Annotated in this window: 15 protein-coding genes; 7 read left to right on the top strand and 8 right to left on the bottom strand. The window is 61.9% G+C overall.

Annotation, left to right across the window (positions count from 1 at the left end; translation table 11 throughout):
* Positions 1-59: 59 nt before the first annotated feature.
* The gene (locus BMZ35_RS15225; protein ID WP_093094732.1) at positions 60-740 is read right to left on the bottom strand and encodes a hypothetical protein; all 681 of its coding nucleotides are present in this window, start codon (positions 738-740) and stop codon (positions 60-62) included.
* A 1-nt stretch (position 741) separates the two neighbouring features.
* Positions 742-1,413 carry a hypothetical protein gene (locus tag BMZ35_RS15220; RefSeq protein ID WP_093094731.1) on the bottom strand — a complete coding sequence of 224 codons (672 nt, stop codon included), beginning with the start codon at positions 1,411-1,413 and terminating at the stop codon, positions 742-744.
* A gap of 65 nt (positions 1,414-1,478) precedes the next feature.
* Here BMZ35_RS15220 and BMZ35_RS15215 point away from each other — a divergent pair, with 65 nt between their 5' ends.
* Complete coding sequence (locus tag BMZ35_RS15215) at positions 1,479-2,237, top strand: cysteine dioxygenase family protein (protein WP_242654820.1); 759 nt, start codon at positions 1,479-1,481, stop codon at positions 2,235-2,237.
* A gap of 42 nt (positions 2,238-2,279) precedes the next feature.
* Here the strand turns inward: BMZ35_RS15215 and BMZ35_RS15210 are convergent, their stop codons facing one another.
* Both BMZ35_RS15210 and secG read right to left on the bottom strand, forming a co-directional pair.
* On the bottom strand, positions 2,280-3,923 hold the full coding sequence (locus tag BMZ35_RS15210; protein ID WP_093095124.1) for a CTP synthase: 1,644 nt from the start codon (positions 3,921-3,923) through the stop codon (positions 2,280-2,282).
* Between the two features lie 203 nt (positions 3,924-4,126).
* Entirely contained in the window at positions 4,127-4,489 is a 363-nt protein-coding gene (gene secG, locus BMZ35_RS15205; protein WP_093094730.1) for a preprotein translocase subunit SecG, read from the bottom strand.
* Positions 4,490-4,811: 322 nt separating this feature from the next.
* Between secG and nthA the strand changes: the two genes are divergently transcribed.
* From nthA to BMZ35_RS15190, 3 genes are read left to right on the top strand one after another with little or no spacing between them, the layout of a single operon-like run.
* A complete protein-coding gene (nthA, locus tag BMZ35_RS15200) occupies positions 4,812-5,426 on the top strand; it encodes a nitrile hydratase subunit alpha (protein WP_093094729.1) in 615 nt (204 codons plus the stop codon).
* Positions 5,423-6,091, top strand: a complete 669-nt coding sequence (gene nthB / locus BMZ35_RS15195; RefSeq protein ID WP_093094728.1) for a nitrile hydratase subunit beta — start codon at positions 5,423-5,425, stop codon at positions 6,089-6,091. Before nthA ends, nthB begins: the two co-directional genes overlap by 4 nt.
* Positions 6,088-6,405, top strand: a complete 318-nt coding sequence (locus BMZ35_RS15190) for a nitrile hydratase accessory protein (RefSeq protein ID WP_093094727.1) — start codon at positions 6,088-6,090, stop codon at positions 6,403-6,405. Before nthB ends, BMZ35_RS15190 begins: the two co-directional genes overlap by 4 nt.
* A 125-nt stretch (positions 6,406-6,530) precedes the next feature.
* Here BMZ35_RS15190 and BMZ35_RS15185 read toward each other — a convergent pair whose 3' ends face one another.
* Positions 6,531-6,926, bottom strand: a complete 396-nt coding sequence (locus tag BMZ35_RS15185; RefSeq protein ID WP_093094726.1) for a DUF6524 family protein — start codon at positions 6,924-6,926, stop codon at positions 6,531-6,533.
* A 145-nt stretch (positions 6,927-7,071) separates the two neighbouring features.
* Between BMZ35_RS15185 and BMZ35_RS15180 the strand changes: the two genes are divergently transcribed.
* Both BMZ35_RS15180 and BMZ35_RS15175 read left to right on the top strand, forming a co-directional pair.
* The gene (locus BMZ35_RS15180) at positions 7,072-8,367 is read left to right on the top strand and encodes an adenylosuccinate synthase (protein ID WP_093094725.1); all 1,296 of its coding nucleotides are present in this window, start codon (positions 7,072-7,074) and stop codon (positions 8,365-8,367) included.
* 33 nt (positions 8,368-8,400) lie between these two features.
* Positions 8,401-8,628, top strand: coding sequence for a DUF2842 domain-containing protein (locus tag BMZ35_RS15175; protein ID WP_093094724.1), 228 nt, complete (start codon positions 8,401-8,403; stop codon positions 8,626-8,628).
* Positions 8,629-8,673: 45 nt separating this feature from the next.
* Here the strand turns inward: BMZ35_RS15175 and BMZ35_RS15170 are convergent, their stop codons facing one another.
* The gene (locus tag BMZ35_RS15170) at positions 8,674-10,866 is read right to left on the bottom strand and encodes a hypothetical protein (RefSeq protein WP_093094723.1); all 2,193 of its coding nucleotides are present in this window, start codon (positions 10,864-10,866) and stop codon (positions 8,674-8,676) included.
* Positions 10,867-11,007: 141 nt separating this feature from the next.
* On the opposite strand from BMZ35_RS15170, the gene BMZ35_RS15165 reads away from it, so the two are divergent.
* Complete coding sequence (locus BMZ35_RS15165) at positions 11,008-11,688, top strand: thiamine diphosphokinase (RefSeq protein ID WP_093095122.1); 681 nt, start codon at positions 11,008-11,010, stop codon at positions 11,686-11,688.
* Here BMZ35_RS15165 and BMZ35_RS15160 read toward each other — a convergent pair.
* The gene (locus tag BMZ35_RS15160) at positions 11,645-12,553 is read right to left on the bottom strand and encodes a DMT family transporter (RefSeq protein WP_093094722.1); all 909 of its coding nucleotides are present in this window, start codon (positions 12,551-12,553) and stop codon (positions 11,645-11,647) included. The genes BMZ35_RS15165 and BMZ35_RS15160 overlap by 44 nt on opposite strands.
* Positions 12,554-12,707: 154 nt before the next feature.
* A partial coding sequence (locus BMZ35_RS15155; protein WP_423227762.1) for an AMP-binding enzyme occupies positions 12,708-13,074 on the bottom strand: 367 nt, incomplete at its 5' end.

Raw genomic sequence — 13,074 nt, 5'->3', positions numbered from 1 at the left:
GTTGTGCCCAAGGCTTATACAGAATGGATCACTTGGCAAGATTCGCCGCGAAGTAAGGATCAGAAAAGCGGGCGGCGTTGCTGGAACAGGATGTCATCCATCGCGATGCCGCCGGGATCGGTGTTGGTGATCACCACACCCGAGATGCAGGCGGCGCCGCCAGGGCAGGCAAAGCCGTGACCCACAGGACCCCGCTCGGGAGAAAACTCTTGCAATGCAAGGGATTGGCCCTTGATGTTGAAGAAGTGGACCGTGACCGTGCCTTGGGCGGCGGTTGCGCCAAGGGGGGCGGGATAGTCGCTGTGAAGGCGGAATCCGATCTCGGGCTGGGGGTTGTCAAAAAGGATGGCCACCGCGCCTTCGCCGCGCCCGGAGATGGCGTCAAACCCGTCCGGGCCAAGGGGGAAAAGCGCATTGGAGCCAAAGCCGCGATGATAGGCGACCGAGAGGTTTTGGCCCTTTGGTCCCGGGCGCAGGCGCAAGGGGCGTTTGGCGGCCGCAACCGAGAGGTGATCGTGGGGGGCGCCGGAGATAATCTGACCGGCGAAATGCTCTCCGATCCAGATACCGGGAAGGCGGATCGGGGCATCAAGCCGAATGCCGGGTTCGGGTTTGCGGGGCAGGGTTTCAAAACCGATGCGCGTATCAAGCCGGTCGAGCAGGTCGCCATAGGGAACGGTATGGATCTCGGCCCTTGCCGGGGCCGCGATAAGCAGGGCCACAAGGAACAAGCGTTTCATGTCAGTCGGTTAACAGAAGGCTGAGCACGGCATTGCGGTCAAAGCGCAGGTTGTCGAGGGCGATGCCTTCCGGGTCTGCATTTTCGATCACCAGCCCGGCAATATCGCTGATGTCGTCGCGGCGCTTAAAACCGTAAGTGGCTTCGGCAAGAGGGCCAAGGCGAAGGCTATGGATTGGGTGTCCGTCACGGCGCAGGAAAGTCACCGTGGCTTCGCCCTGTTCGCCACCGCGGATGTCGAAGGCGATGGCGGATTGATCGTTTTCAAACAGGGCGGCAATGGCGCCTTCGCCTGTGGCTTCGCGTTTCGGGAAGCCTTCGGGGCCATGGCCATGCAGGACCGAGGTGGCCATAAGGCGCAGGATTCCAAGGGTTTGACCCGGCGCGCCAGGGATCACGGTCAGCGGCGCCAGCGCCGTGCCGCCAACCCGGTCGTAATTGCCTTCGCGTGTAAGGCTTTGCCCGGCAAAGCGTTCGCCAAAGGACACACCGGGCTGAATCAATACGTCTTCAACCTGCCGCCCGACCCCGAAAGAGGAGGGTTGATCGTCAAAGGTGATGGTGCGGGCGAGAAAGAGCGTGTCGGCATCAACCACGCAGATGGGCGCCTCGCAAGCCGCCGACGCGGTTGCGAGCAGGCTGGTTCCGAAAAGGAGCGCCGCAAGCTGTCGCATGGGAGAAGGATAGCGCGATGCGTGAGGGCGACAAAATGAATTCTGCGCGACGGGCTGCGATTCGAATGGTTAACGGCCTTGTTTTGCTGGATTTGCGCATCGGTATCACGTCGGTATTACATCGGTATTACGTCGGTGGAGGGCCGGATTTTGCGTCTTTTGGGCATGTGTTAATCGAGCGTGCGCAAGGCGTTGGCAAGGTTCTGGGGCAAGGGGGGCGTGTTGCCGTCCCACCGCGTGGCAAGCAATTGGGCTGGTATTATGGTATGCTGGGTGCAGGGAGGCGCACCATGTTTGATATTGATCGTTTCGTTTCCGATTGCCGCGATGCGGTGGATCGTGACCCAACCCATAAGGCGGCCGCCGAGGTCGTCAAGCGCGCGATGTCTGATCCTTCGGGGGTAATGACCGCGCTCGGCGAGCCGACAGAGCCGGGTATCACACCGTTGTATCAGTCGGCGGATCTGACCATTCTGAACCTCGCCTGGCGACCCTCTTTCACGGTACCGCCGCATAATCACGAGATGTGGGCGGTGATCGGGATTTATGGCGGGCGCGAGGACAATATCTTTTGGCGCCGCATCAAGGATCATCCCGACGGGTTGATTGAGGCGGCGGGCGCGCGGGCATTGTCGACGGGGGATGTGTGTCCGATGGGGCCGGATATCATCCACTCGGTCACCAACCCGATCCCGCGCCTGACGGCCGCGATCCACGTTTATGGCGGGGACTTCTTCGAAGCGGAACGCAGCGAATGGGAGCCGGAAGGGTTGGTCGAAAAACCCTATGACATGGAGGCCATGCGGACACGTTTCGGCAAATAGAAGCAAAAGCCCGACCGTGTGGCGGTCGGGCCGGGGCCGTTCTTAGACCAATCGCGAGTTTTCCTTGGCCGCGCGCACGAATTCGCGGAAGAGGGGGTGGGGATCAAACGGTTTCGACTTCAGTTCCGGGTGGAACTGGACGCCGATGAACCACGGGTGATCTTCCCATTCCACGATCTCGGGCAGGCGGCCATCGGGCGACATGCCGGAGAATTTCAAACCGCACTCTTCAAGCTTGGCGCGGTAGGTCGTGTCGACTTCGTAGCGGTGGCGGTGGCGTTCCTCAATCGCGGTGCCACCATAAACCCCGGCCACCTTGGAACCATCGGAAAGCACGGCGTCATAGGCGCCAAGACGCATGGTGCCGCCCTTGTCGTCGTCATGTTTGCGCGTGACCTTGGCGTTGCCCTGAACCCATTCCTTGAGGTGGTAAACCACCGGTTCGAAACGCTTTTCGCCGGCCTCGTGATCGAATTCCTCGGAGCCTGCATCTTTGATGCCAGCCACGTTGCGGGCCGCTTCGATCACGGCCATTTGCATGCCCAGACAGATGCCGAGATAGGGCACCTTATGTTCGCGGGCGAACTGTGCGGCCTTGATCTTGCCTTCGGTGCCGCGTTCGCCAAAGCCGCCCGGCACGAGGATTGCGTCATAGCCTTCGAGATAAGGCGCGGCGTCTTCCTTGTCGAACACCTCGGCATCAACCCAGGATACGTTCACCTTGACCCGGTTGTGCATGCCGCCATGGGTCAGCGCCTCTTTGATGGATTTATAGGCGTCTTCAAGCTGGGTGTATTTGCCAACGATAGCGATATTGACGTTGCCATCGGTGTTGTGGATGCGGTCGTTCACGTCTTCCCAGACCGAAAGGTCCGGGCGCGGGGCAGGGGCGATGCCGAAAGCGTCCAGCACGGCCTGATCAAGTCCTTCGCGGTGATAGGCCAGCGGCGCTTCGTAGATCGACTTGAGGTCATAGGCGGCCACGACGGCCTCTTTGCGCACGTTACAGAACAGCGCGATTTTCTGGCGCTCTTTCTCGGGGATCGGCTGTTCGGAACGGCAGACGAGGATGTCAGGCGCGATACCGATGGATTGCAGCTCCTTGACCGAGTGCTGGGTCGGCTTGGTCTTGAGTTCACCGGAGGCGGCGAGCCATGGCAGGAGTGTCAGGTGCATGAAGATGCACTGGCCGCGCGGCTTGTCGTGCGAGAACTGGCGGATGGCTTCGAAGAAGGGGAGGCCCTCGATGTCGCCGACGGTGCCGCCGATCTCGCAGAGCATGAAATCCACCTCATCATCGCCGATATTGATGAAATCCTTGATCTCGTTGGTGACGTGGGGGACGACCTGGATGGTTTTTCCGAGGTAATCGCCGCGGCGTTCCTTTTCGAGCACGTTGGAATAGATGCGCCCCGAGGAGACGCTGTCGGTCATGCGGGCGGGGACGCCGGTGAAGCGTTCGTAGTGGCCAAGGTCGAGATCGGTTTCGGCGCCATCATCGGTGACAAAGACTTCGCCATGTTCAAAGGGCGACATGGTGCCGGGATCGACGTTGAGATAGGGATCGAGCTTGCGCAGGCGGACGGTATAGCCACGGGCCTGCAAGAGAGCACCAAGAGCGGCCGAGGCCAGTCCTTTGCCCAGAGAAGAAACAACACCGCCGGTAATGAAGATATAGCGTGCCATCTGGTTGGCGTCCCCCGTGATCATCGAATTTTATGCGCCCGAAACAGCAAAAACTGTCACAGCATCACGGGACTTGAGCCATATAGGATTCGCAAGCTTTTGGCAACCGGACCGCAAGATGCTGTTGCGCCCCGATTTGGTGCCTCAAGCTGTGGTGGTGGCCCGAAACCCGGACCAGAAACTATGTGTAAGCTGCGCGGGTTTTAGTCGGCGCGCGGAACCAGCGGGCTGTTGTCGCCTTCGCTGGGGGGCAGCAGGGAATCGCCCGACGGCACCACCGGTGCGGTGGTTTCTTCGGCCGGGGCCTCGGTGCCGAGACGGTCGAAGACCGAGCTGGACGAGGAGTTCTTGGCTGCGATGATCGTCAGGGCGATCGAGGTGCAGATGAACGCCGCCGCGAGGATCCAGGTAATCTTGCCCAGGGCCGTCGCTGCCGCGCGGCCCGTCATGGCGCCGCCACCGCCGCCGCCCATACCCAGGCCACCGCCCTCGGACCGTTGCATCAGCACAACCCCGATCAGGGCCAGCGCGAGAAGAAGGTGGATGATGAGGACAACGTTTTCCATGGAGACCTGTAAAGCGAGCGTTCGGTTGGTTCAGCGCGCTATGTAGGCAAGTTTGGCCCGGGGGGCAAGACGGTTTCCGACCGCGTGTTTGTCAGCTGGCCAAACCCGGGTCCCGCCAGTTTGTTCAAAAGAGAAAGCAATCGTCCGGGTCGAGGCGGAAATCGCTCCGCCGTGGTGCCCGAAAGTGGCTGGCGCATCGGGACGGGGCGTCGGAAAGCCGCGGTTTGCCGCCAGCGCATGCAGGAACAGACCCGTGGAGGGAAATCCCGTGTGCCGCCGCGACATGCTGGACAGGTTGGACGGACGATGGCAAGCATTGTGCATGCCACATGATCACGACCACCCGCATTCATTGTTGCCCCCGGACCCCGCGTTGCGGGTGCGCGCACTCGAAACTATCCTAACCGAGAAGGGGCTGGTGGATCCGGCCGCTCTGGATGAGATCATCGACACCTACCAGAACCGGATCGGGCCGAAGAACGGCGCGCGGGTGGTGGCAAAGATGTGGAACGACCCGGCCTTCCGTGAAGAAATGCTGCGCGACCCGATGCCGGGATTGCGCGAGATGGGGCTTTATGGGCGGCAGGGCGAACATATGGTGTTCGTCGAGAACACCGACGCGGTTCATAACGTCGTCGTCTGTACGCTATGCAGCTGTTACCCGTGGCCTTTGCTGGGCATCCCGCCGGGGTGGTACAAGTCGGATGCCTATCGGGCGCGCGTGGTGCGCGAACCACGCAAGGTGCTTGCCGAGTTCGGGGTCAACCTGCCCGATGACGTCAAGGTCCGGGTCTGGGATTCAACCGCCGAGATTCGCTATCTGGTGGTACCTCAGCGCCCGGAAGGGACGGAAGGCTGGTCCGAAGAGGATCTCGCGGCGCTGATCACGCGTGATTCCATGGTTGGCACAGGTTTGGCCGAAGGACCCGCAACATGAGCCGGGTGCATGACATGGGCGGGCGCCACGGGGATGGCGCGGTGAACCCGGCGGACAATGCCGTCTATGCCGAGGACTGGCACGCGCGTGCGCTGGCATTGACGCTGGCGGCCGGAGCCCTTGGGAAATGGAATATCGATACCTCGCGCCACGCGCGGGAATGCCTGAGCCCAAAAGACTATGCGCGGTTTTCCTACTATGAAAAATGGCTGGCGGCGCTGGCGGATCTGCTGGTCAGGACCGGGGTTGTCAGCGAGGAGGAACTGTCCTCCGGTCATGCAACGTCGGTTTCCGAACTCGCAGAGCGGGTTTTGAAGGCAGAGGCCGTGGCAGATGTTCTCGCTGCTGGAAGCCCCTATGAGCGCGATGGTACAGCGCCCCGGTTTGCAAAAGGGGATCGAGTGCGGTCGCGCCACCCCGCGCGCAACACCCGGGTGAGCGGGGGGCATACGCGCCTGCCATCCTATGCGGCGGGTATGCCGGGCGAGATCGTGCTTTTGCATGGCGTGCATGTGCTGCCTGATGCAAGCGCGCACGGGTTTGGCGACTGTCCCGAGCCTCTCTATGCGGTGGCGTTTTCGGCGCGGGATGTCTGGGGCGAAGACGCGGCTGAAGGTGACGAGGTGGTTGTGGACATGTGGCAAAGCTATCTGGAGCCGGTATGAGCGCGCGTCCCGACCCCGTATTCGAAGCGCCCTGGCACGCGCAGGTCTTTGCCTTGACGGTGTTTCTCAATGAAGCCGGGCATTTCGACTGGCCGAGCTGGACGCAAGCCTTTGGCGAGACACTCAAGCGGCATGGGGTCTCCCGGGCGCTCGATGGGGGGGATGACTATTTTCTTGCCTGGCTTGAGACCCTGGAAAACCTGCTGCGCGAAAAAGGTCTGGCAGAAGCAGAGGCGGTAGAGGCCATGCGCGCGGCCTGGGAGACGGCCTATCTGAACACGCCGCACGGATCGCCGGTGAAACTGTCGCGTTAAAGACGCCAGCCCTCATGTTGGTCGGCTCGGGCAAAAGACTGCGCGGGGGTGATCTTTCTTTTTCCGGAAATACCCCGGGGGAGACGCAGCTTGCTGCGGCGGGGGCAGCGCCCCTTGCGGACCTGTCAGCTGTCCACATCGTCCATGTCGTACTGGCCGGACAGCATTCGGCGGACGATGGACCACCCAAGACCGACACCCAGCACGATCGACAGTGCAAGGATGGCGATCCAGGTGTTCATGTCGCGGTTGTCCAGATCAAGCATGTTCCAGTCATAGAGAACCCAGACGAGCGCAGCGACCACCGCCAGGACCAGAAGCATGCCAAACCCCCCGATCGAGCGGAGCGTGGCGCGCAGGTAGATGATATAGCCGATCAGCAGCAGCAGCCCCAGAAGCACTGTCAGCGGCATTTCCTCGATGTAGTTTTCCATGCTCCAGTGGACGTAGCTCCACTCGGTTGGGTTGAAGGTCAGTGCCAGAAGCAGGAAGGCAAAGACCCAACGCAGCAACAGCCCCATTTTGGACCCCTTGTTCGGCTTTTTTTCTTATGCTTTGCGCGAAATGGGGCGCTCTGTCCAGTGCTGCGGCACATTTGCGGTTTCGTGTCGCGTTCAACATGGCTAAAAGGGCGCGGGTTTGACACCGGATATAAAGGACTCGGACATGGCCAATGTGGTTGTCGTCGGCGCTCAGTGGGGCGACGAGGGAAAAGGCAAGATCGTCGACTGGTTGAGTGAGCGTGCGGATGTGATCGCGCGGTTTCAGGGCGGTCACAATGCCGGGCATACGCTGGTCATTGACGGCAAGGTCTACAAGCTGCACGCGTTGCCTTCGGGTGTCGTGCGCGGCGGCAAGCTGAGCGTGATCGGCAACGGGGTTGTTCTCGACCCCTGGCACCTGGTCAACGAGATCGAAACCGTGCGCGCACAGGGCGTCGAGATCAGCCCGGAAACGCTGATGATCGCGGAAAACACGCCGCTGATTCTGCCGATCCACGGCGAATTGGACCGGGCGCGCGAGGAAGCGGCCAGCAAGGGCACCAAGATCGGCACGACCGGGCGCGGCATTGGCCCCTGTTACGAGGACAAGGTCGGGCGCCGTGCGGTTCGGGTCATGGACCTGGCAGATGAGGCGACGCTTGAGGCGCGTGTTGACCGGGCTCTGCAGCACCATGATCCGCTGCGCAAGGGGCTTGGCATCGAGCCGGTGGACCGCGATGCGCTGATTGCGCAGTTGAAAGAGATTGCCCCCCAGATCCTGCCCTTCGCGGCGCCGGTGTGGAAGGTTCTCAACGAGAAACGCAAAGCGGGCAAGCGGATCCTGTTTGAAGGGGCGCAGGGCGCGCTTCTGGACATTGATTTTGGCACCTATCCCTTTGTGACCTCGTCGAATGTTATTGCCGGACAGTCGGCGACCGGGGTTGGCATCGGGCCGAATTCGATCGACTTCGTGCTGGGCATCGTGAAAGCATACACCACCCGTGTGGGCGAGGGGCCGTTCCCGACCGAGCTGTTTGATGATGACGGACAGCGGCTGGGCGAGCGGGGCCATGAGTTCGGCACCACCACCGGGCGCAAGCGGCGTTGTGGCTGGTTCGATGCGGCGCTGCTGCGCCAGACCTGTGCCACGAGCGGGGTGAGCGGCATTGCGCTGACCAAGCTGGACGTACTGGACGGGTTCGAGACGCTGAAGATCTGTGTCGGCTATGATCTCGATGGAGAGCGGCTGGATTACCTGCCGACGGCGGCGGATCAGCAAGCCCGTTGCACGCCGATTTACGAAGAGCTTCCGGGCTGGTCGGAATCGACAGAGGGCGCGCGCAGCTGGGCCGATCTTCCGGCAAATGCGATCAAGTATGTGCGTCGCGTGGAAGAGCTGATTGATTGCCCGGTGGCGATGCTGTCGACCAGTCCCGAGCGCGAAGATACGATCCTCGTGACAGATCCGTTTGCCGACTAGGACCGTAACGGCCTTGAAAAAGGAGACGCGCGCATGGCTTTGAAATACAAGACCCGCAAGCGGCTGGCTTTGCTTGTGCTGGTCGTGGGGCTGCCGATTTACATCATCCTGGCCGTCAATGTTGTCGCGTTGATCAATCGACCGTCGATCCTGGTGGAGCTTGGGGTCTATGTGCTATTGGGGATCCTGTGGATTTTGCCATTCAAATCCCTGTTCAAGGGGATCGGGCAACCGGACCCGGATGCCGATTCCGAGAACTGAAAAAGGCGCCCCTTGGGGCGCCTTTTTTCTTTGACTTACAGGTGTTTATCCGACGGCCCTGTCATCGGGCTTGAAGCCGATGGAGGGTTTGGCCGTGAAGCGGCCGCCGGCGATCTTCTCGATCTTTTTCTCACGCAGGAGTTGGCCGAAGCTGCGCAGGCCGATCTCGCGGGAGAATTCGTCTTCGTTGGCGTCGCGCGCCATGCGCATCAGCATCGGGCGCGAGAACCGGTCGTGGCCCTCGACGAAGGTGAGATAGGCCGCTGCCGCTTCGAGAACTTCGGGAAGGCGCGTGGCGCCGACGCTGGTGGCATAGGCTTGAAAATCTCCCTGAACCTTGGCCGAGGTGCCAACCGGCGCGGCATTGCGGGCGAGCTCCTCGCGGTCGATCCGCTCGGCGGAGACGCGGCGCGGACGCACGGGCGCGCGCGGTGCGGTGTCGGGGGCCGGTTCTGCGGCTTTGGCGGCCTCGGCCACTTCGGGTGCGGGATCGCGCTCCGGGGCGGGCGCGGGGGCGTCGACTCGCTGTGCGGCCACCAGCTTGAGCGGCGCTTCGCTGCGCTCGCGGGGTTTGTCCGCGCTCGCACCGCCGGGGACCGCGCGCACAACGCTGGCCAGATCATCGCGATACGCCTCGGAGTGGTCGCGGCGCGACATATCGTTCCCGGCCTCTTTCTCGGCCTTGGTCGCCTTTACGGCGGCCCGCAAATGGGCGATTGCCTGACGGCGGCCCTTGCCCACCGGCTCTTGCATTTCGCTTTCGGCCTTGGCCATCAGGCGGGACAGGTCATCCCCGCCGCCAGCGGCTTCGGCAAGCTGTTCGGATGCCTTGGGGGCCGGATCTTCATCGGGTGTTTCGACCGCATCGGTCAGGACGAACGGTTCGTCGTCCTCTTCGGTTTGCGTGGGGGCCTCGGCTTCCGCACGCTCCTCAGAAACGGTCTCATCGGCGTCATCCTCGTAAGAGGCGAGCACATCAAGCTCGGCTTCGACCTCGGCCAGTTCCGCGAGAAGTTCGGCTTCGTCCTCGGGCGAGAGGCTGGTTCCGTCCTCAAGGGACATGTCTTCGTCCTCGTCATCCTCAACCGGCTCAGCTTCGAGCAGGCCGGAAGCGACGGCTTCTTCGAAATCGGCACGTTTCATGCGCACGACGCGGGCGCGCAGCGGCTGGGGCGTGTCCTCGGGCTGGTCTTCAGCGGCGAGCGCTTCTTCGACCTGATGCACAGTATCGGCAAGGAAGGTGTCTTCTGCGGGGACGTCTTCGGCATGTTCGTCTTCGGAGAAGTCATCTTCGGGCTCTTCTTCGACGCGCGATACCACTGCGCGGATGCGCTCGAGCTTGGCGGCGATCGAGTTGACCTCGTATTCCGGGTCGACGTCGTCTTCTTCATCGTCCCAGTCGGCGAACGCATCTTCGGCGTCTGCCGCCTCTTCGGCGACAACCGGGGCGGTGCCTTCATCTGCCTCGGCGAAGATTTCGTCCTCAAGTGTTTCTGCTTCGTCGACGAATTCGGCGAGTTCTTCTTCGACGATGTCTTCGGCTTCGGGAAGCGCTTCGGCAGTCTCGGCAGACGTGTCCATTTCCAACGCGTCTTCGATTTCATCAGAGTCGGTGGCTTCGATGATCGGGGTGCCCGGCTCTTCGGCAACGGGGAAAGCCGTTTCGGAACGTTCTTCCGCAGCCTGTGACATGACATCTTCGACAGCGTCTTCGTCCGTATCCGCGCCTTGGTCCGTTTCTGCCGCCTCGGCGGCCACCCCGGTTTCTTCGGATTCAACTTCCTCCGGCTCGGCCTGCTGCGCAGGAGCGGCCTCGTCCGTGAGGGTGGCAACGACAGCCTGATCGGTTTCGTCGGATTCGATGGTTTCGGCAGCTTCCGCGACTTCGGTTACTTCTTCGCTGACGTCCTGCTTCGGCGCAGGCGCTTTGGTTTCTTCAACCGGGTCGGCGACAGAGGTCTCTGCCGCTGCCGGGGATGCGGCAGCCGCGGCGCTCAGCACGATTGCTCCGTGATCGACGCGTGCCTGGACCCGTCGTTCGATCTCGCGTTCGGCGATGCGGGCGAGCATTTCGGCGTCAGGTGTCGGAGGCTCGGCACCGAAATATCGGTCGTCTGCGGCCAGATCGCGGAAATATTCCGCAATGGCTTTCATCGTATCGAAAGAGTCCTCGAACCCTTCAAGGGTACAGGAAAACGTCCCATAGGAAACCGTGAGTACTTTGTTATTCGTCACCATGGAATGCGGGTCCTTTGCACTGCTCGACATCCTGTTTACCACGACAGGAGCGACGAAACGTGACCGATTCTGTGGTAGGCAGGGTATCATTTTATGGCCAATTTGTGGCCTGTCGATCAGAACGGGGGGAAATCCGGCAAAATGACGGTTATTGTTGATAGTTCGGAACCAATCACTTTGGTCGGTGCGGGCGAACTGGCAAAAAATGATCTGAAACGATGCCTTGACGCCGCCGGGCGGCTGGTTGCCGTGGATGGCGGCGGGGCGCATTGCCGCGCATTGGGGCTGATGCCCGAGGCTGTGATTGGCGATATGGACTCACTTTCGGCGCTGGTGGCAGCCGGGATTCCCGAAGACAGGATCCACCGGATCGCGGAACAGGAAAGCACGGATTTCGACAAGGCGTTGCGTTCTGTCGCGGCGCCGGTTCTGCTCGGGGCCGGGTTCACGGGGGCGCGGCTGGATCACCAGCTGGCCTGTTACAACGGGCTGGTGCGCCATCCGGACAAACGCTGTATCCTGCTCAGCGACACGGATATCGCCTTTCTGGCCCCGCCGGTTCTGGAATTGCCGCTTGAGGCGGGGACGCGGGTGTCGCTGTTTCCAATGGGCCTTGTAGAAGGCGTGTCCGAAGGGCTGCGGTGGCCGATCAACGGGTTGGTGTTCACGCCGGATGGACGTATCGGCACGTCAAACGAGGCAATGGGGGCGGTGCGGCTTGAGATGACCGCGCCCAAGATGCTGGTGATCCTGCCCCGCAAGTGGCTGGAATGCGTGGCTAGGGCACTGGCGGCGCAACGCGGCTCATGGCACGCTCTCTGAAGACGATATAGAGACCCGAGGCAATGGTGATCAGGATACCGATTGCCGCCAGTCCGTTGGGCAGATCCTGGAAGATGATCCAGCCGATCAGCGTGGCAAAGGGTATTTCCAGGTATTGCATCGGAGCCAGCGTCGTCGAGGGTGCATAGCGCAGCGACCATGTCATCAAGAGGTGCGCAGCGGTGCCCATGAGGCCGATCACCAGCAAAAGCCAGGCGGTTTGCGTGTCTGGCCGGACGAGTTGCAGTTCGGGCAGGTCAAAGGCGGCGCCAAGGGCCAGCATTGGCAGGATCGCAACCACGGCCATGACGCCGCTCACGGCCTGAAGTGAAATCGGGTCGGTTTCCTTGGCGATCTGGCGTGTGACCAGCATGAACAGCGCGAAGACCACCGCCACGACAAGGGGGAGCAGGGCTGGAGGGCCGACCTCGGCAAAGCTGGGCTGGATCACCAGCAGCGTGCCGATGAATCCGACGGCGCAGGCGATCAGGCGACGCATGCCGACCTCTTCATTGAGCACGAACTTCCCCAACAGAAGCATCAGGAAGGGCATGACAAAGGCAATGGCCACGGCGTCGGCAAGGGGCAGGTGGCGCAGGGCAAGGAACATGGCCCCGATACCGATGATGTGCAGTGCGGTGCGCAGAACGACCAATGACAGGGTGCGCCGACGCATGCGCCAAGGGCGCCGGGTGAAGATGACGATCGGGATCAGGACCAGCGCCTGGATGCCGAACCGCACAAGGAGGGTCATGCCGATGGGAATCGCGTTGGACAGGATCTTGGCAACGGCATCGCCCAGCGGGGCGAGTACGCAGAAACAAAGCATCAGCATGATGCCGAGAAGGGGGCGGTCCTGGGTCATGATCAAACGCTAGGATTTGCGATCTGATTTGGCAATCTACTAAATCACAGGTTGACGAGCGGTAATTCGACTCGCGCAAAAAAAGGGGGCCGATCGCGGGACCGGCCCCTTGAGGAATTGCTCGCGCCCATCGGGGCGCGGGCAGGGGAAGGTGTTAGCGGTTCATGCGGTTTTCGATGAGGTCGTCGACGACGGAGGGGTCCGCGAGTGTGGATGTGTCGCCGAGGGCGCCGTAGTCGTTTTCGGCGATTTTGCGCAGGATGCGGCGCATGATCTTGCCCGAGCGGGTTTTGGGCAGGCCGGGGGCCCACTGGATCAGGTCGGGCGAGGCGATCGGGCCGATCTCGGTGCGCACCCAGGTGCGCAGTTCCTTCATCAGCTCGTCCGACGGCTCCACGTCGTTCATCAGGGTGACATAGCAATAGATGCCCTGGCCCTTGATGTCATGCGGATAGCCCACCACGGCGGCCTCGGCCACGGCGGCATGCGCCACCAGCGCGCTTTCGACCTCGGCGGTGCCC

Origin of the sequence: Shimia aestuarii, from assembly GCF_900114635.1 — a bacterium.
GTDB classification, from domain to species: domain Bacteria; phylum Pseudomonadota; class Alphaproteobacteria; order Rhodobacterales; family Rhodobacteraceae; genus Shimia; species Shimia aestuarii.
The sequence above is the reverse complement of the archived record's forward strand: the minus strand, read 5'-3'. Positions and strand labels throughout refer to the sequence as shown.

Bases quoted from the DNA above. Each gene is read 5' to 3' on its own strand.
- BMZ35_RS15225 (WP_093094732.1), bottom strand. From the start codon at position 740: ATGAAACGCTTGTTCCTTGTGGCCCTGCTTATCGCGGCCCCGGCAAGG.
- BMZ35_RS15220 (WP_093094731.1), bottom strand. From the start codon at position 1,413: ATGCGACAGCTTGCGGCGCTCCTTTTCGGAACCAGCCTGCTCGCAACC.
- BMZ35_RS15215 (WP_242654820.1), top strand. From the start codon at position 1,479: ATGGTTAACGGCCTTGTTTTGCTGGATTTGCGCATCGGTATCACGTCG.
- BMZ35_RS15210 (WP_093095124.1), bottom strand. From the start codon at position 3,923: ATGGCACGCTATATCTTCATTACCGGCGGTGTTGTTTCTTCTCTGGGC.
- secG (WP_093094730.1), bottom strand. From the start codon at position 4,489: ATGGAAAACGTTGTCCTCATCATCCACCTTCTTCTCGCGCTGGCCCTG.
- nthA (WP_093094729.1), top strand. From the start codon at position 4,812: ATGCCACATGATCACGACCACCCGCATTCATTGTTGCCCCCGGACCCC.
- nthB (WP_093094728.1), top strand. From the start codon at position 5,423: ATGAGCCGGGTGCATGACATGGGCGGGCGCCACGGGGATGGCGCGGTG.
- BMZ35_RS15190 (WP_093094727.1), top strand. From the start codon at position 6,088: ATGAGCGCGCGTCCCGACCCCGTATTCGAAGCGCCCTGGCACGCGCAG.
- BMZ35_RS15185 (WP_093094726.1), bottom strand. From the start codon at position 6,926: ATGGGGCTGTTGCTGCGTTGGGTCTTTGCCTTCCTGCTTCTGGCACTG.
- BMZ35_RS15180 (WP_093094725.1), top strand. From the start codon at position 7,072: ATGGCCAATGTGGTTGTCGTCGGCGCTCAGTGGGGCGACGAGGGAAAA.
- BMZ35_RS15175 (WP_093094724.1), top strand. From the start codon at position 8,401: ATGGCTTTGAAATACAAGACCCGCAAGCGGCTGGCTTTGCTTGTGCTG.
- BMZ35_RS15170 (WP_093094723.1), bottom strand. From the start codon at position 10,866: ATGGTGACGAATAACAAAGTACTCACGGTTTCCTATGGGACGTTTTCC.
- BMZ35_RS15165 (WP_093095122.1), top strand. From the start codon at position 11,008: ATGACGGTTATTGTTGATAGTTCGGAACCAATCACTTTGGTCGGTGCG.
- BMZ35_RS15160 (WP_093094722.1), bottom strand. From the start codon at position 12,553: ATGACCCAGGACCGCCCCCTTCTCGGCATCATGCTGATGCTTTGTTTC.